This is a genomic window from Deltaproteobacteria bacterium, assembly GCA_005879535.1.
Classification (GTDB): domain Bacteria; phylum Myxococcota; class Myxococcia; order Myxococcales; family 40CM-4-68-19; genus 40CM-4-68-19.
This window is the reverse complement of record VBKI01000110.1, coordinates 1-2363: the sequence shown is the minus strand read 5'-3', so window position 1 is coordinate 2363 and position 2363 is coordinate 1. Positions and strand designations below refer to the sequence as shown.

The following is a 2363-nucleotide window of genomic DNA, read 5'->3' as shown; positions in this document are numbered from 1 at the left end:
GAGGAAAGGCGTTGCTGAAGGGTCTTCAGCTCGGACTCGGCGCGGCCGGGATCGATCTGATCGGCACGGACCGCTTCCTCGACGAGCACGCGGACGCGATCATTGCTCACCTCGGAGAATCCCTCGCCGACGGCGTACCGGTGCTCGGTGCCGCCGATGACGTACACCAGCTCGCCGGGCGCGAGGGCAGCGACCAGCGGTGTATGCCCAGGGCGGATTCCGAATCCGCCGTCGACGCCCGGCAGGCGCACCTCGTCGCATTCCGTCGTGAGCACGCGCTGCTCGGGGGTCACGATCTCGATCGAGAGGGGCATGTCAGCGCGCCAGCGTCTTCGCCTTCTCCACGGCCTCGTCGATGTTCCCGACCATGTAGAAGGCCTGCTCGGGTAGGTTGTCGTGCTTTCCGTCCAAAAGCTCTTCGAAGGAGCGGATGGTGTCTTCCAACTTCACATACTTGCCCTTCATGCCGGTGAACTGCTCTGCCACCGAGAAAGGCTGGCTGAGGAAGCGCTGCACCTTCCGGGCGCGGGCGACCGTGAGCTTGTCGTCGTCGGACAGCTCGTCCATCCCGAGGATGGCGATGATGTCCTGCAGCTCCTTGTAGCGCTGGAGCACCGACTGCACCCGGCGCGCGACCTTGTAGTGCTGCTCGCCGACGATCTGCGGGTCGAGGATGCGGCTGGTGGAGTCGAGCGGGTCCACGGCGGGGTAGATGCCGATCTCCGTCAGCCCGCGGGAGAGCACGGTAGTGGCATCCAGGTGCGCGAAGGTCGTGGCGGGAGCGGGATCCGTCAAGTCGTCGGCCGGAACGTAGATGGCCTGGACTGAAGTCACAGCCCCCTTCTTGGTGGAGGTGATTCTTTCCTGGAGCTCGCCCATGTCCGTGGAGAGCGTAGGCTGGTAACCGACCGCGCTGGGGATGCGGCCGAGGAGCGCAGAGACCTCGGAGCCCGCCTGCGTGAAGCGGAAGATGTTGTCGATGAAGAGAAGCACGTCCCGTCCCTCTTCGTCGCGGAAGTATTCCGCCATCGTCAGCGCGGAGAGGCCGACACGGGCCCGGGCGCCGGGCGGCTCGTTCATCTGCCCGTAGACCAGCACGCACTGGCTCTTCTCGAGGTCCTCGAGGTTGATGATCTTCGACTCGATGAACTCCGCGTACAGGTCATTGCCTTCGCGGGTGCGCTCGCCGACGCCGCCGAAGACGGAGAATCCGCCGCGCTCCTTGGCGACGTTGTTGATCAGCTCCTGGAGCAGCACGGTCTTGCCCACGCCAGCGCCGCCGAAGAGGCCGATCTTTCCCCCGCGCAGGTAGGGCGCGAGCAGGTCGATGACCTTGATGCCGGTCTCGAACGGAATCATCCGCACGTCCTGCTCGGAGAACTCCGGCGGCTGGCGGTGGATGGGAAGGCGCCGCGTGGCGTGGATCGGACCCTTCTCATCGACCGGCTCGCCGATGACGTTGAGAATCCGCCCGAGGACCGCCTTGCCCACCGGCACCGAGATGGGTCCCCCGGTATTCTTCACCGGCTGCCCGCGCACGAGGCCGTCGGTCGAGTCCATGGCGATGCACCGTGCGGTGTTCTCGCCGAGGTGCTGCGCCACCTCGATGGTCAGGTTGTCCGCCTTGTCCGATATGCTGGGGTTCGACAACGTCAGGGCGGTGAAGATCTCCGGCAGGGCGTTGGCGGGGAACTCTACGTCCACCACCGGCCCGATCACCTGCGTGACTTTGCCCACTTTGCCGATTTCGGTCATCGCGACTGCAGCCATATCCTGGGGTCCTTATTTCAGCGCCTCGGCGCCGGAGACGATCTCCATCAACTCCTTGGTGATCGACGCCTGGCGCCCGCGGTTGTACTCGAGCGAAAGTCGCCCGATCATGTCGTTTGCGTTCTTGGTGGCGGAGTCCATCGCGGTCATCCGGGCGCCGTGCTCGGAAGCCTCGGACTCGAGCAGTGCGCGCCAGATCGACATCGCCAGCTGCCGCGGAATCAGGTGCTCGAGCAGCCGCGGGCGAGACGGCTCATAGAGGTGCTCTGGAGTGATGAAACCGCCCTGCTTTTCGGCCTTGGCGGACTCCGTCGCTACGATGGGCAAGAGCCTTGTGAAGGTGATGGCCTGGGACATTGCGCTCTTGAACTGGTTGTAGAGCAGGTACACGGCGTCGAGCTTGCGCTCTCTGAACTCGACGATCAGGTCGTCCGCGACTTCCTTCGCCATCGCGTAGCGCAGCCGGCCGAAGAACCCGACGTAGTCCTTGCGCGTCTCGATCCCGCGCTTCTTGGCGAAGTCGCGCCCGCGGCGCCCGATGGTGGAGAACTGGATCGCCTCGTACTTGTCGCCCTCTTCCACCACGAACCGCT

3 protein-coding genes are annotated in these 2363 nt (G+C 65.0%); all 3 read right to left on the bottom strand.

The window, feature by feature from the left end:
* On the bottom strand, window positions 1-314 hold a 314-nt coding region (atpC, locus tag E6J58_24160), incomplete at its 3' end, for an ATP synthase F1 subunit epsilon (GenBank protein ID TMB31730.1).
* Between the two features lies 1 nt (window position 315).
* Window positions 316-1770, bottom strand: a complete 1455-nt coding sequence (gene atpD, locus E6J58_24155) for a F0F1 ATP synthase subunit beta (GenBank protein TMB31729.1) — start codon at window positions 1768-1770, stop codon at window positions 316-318.
* Window positions 1771-1782: 12 nt separating this feature from the next.
* Window positions 1783-2363: F0F1 ATP synthase subunit gamma (locus tag E6J58_24150; protein ID TMB31728.1), on the bottom strand; the 581-nt coding region annotated here is incomplete at its 5' end.

Coding starts and splice junctions, on each gene's coding strand:
- atpD (TMB31729.1), bottom strand. CDS start 1,770: ATGGCTGCAGTCGCGATGACCGAAATCGGCAAAGTGGGCAAAGTCACG.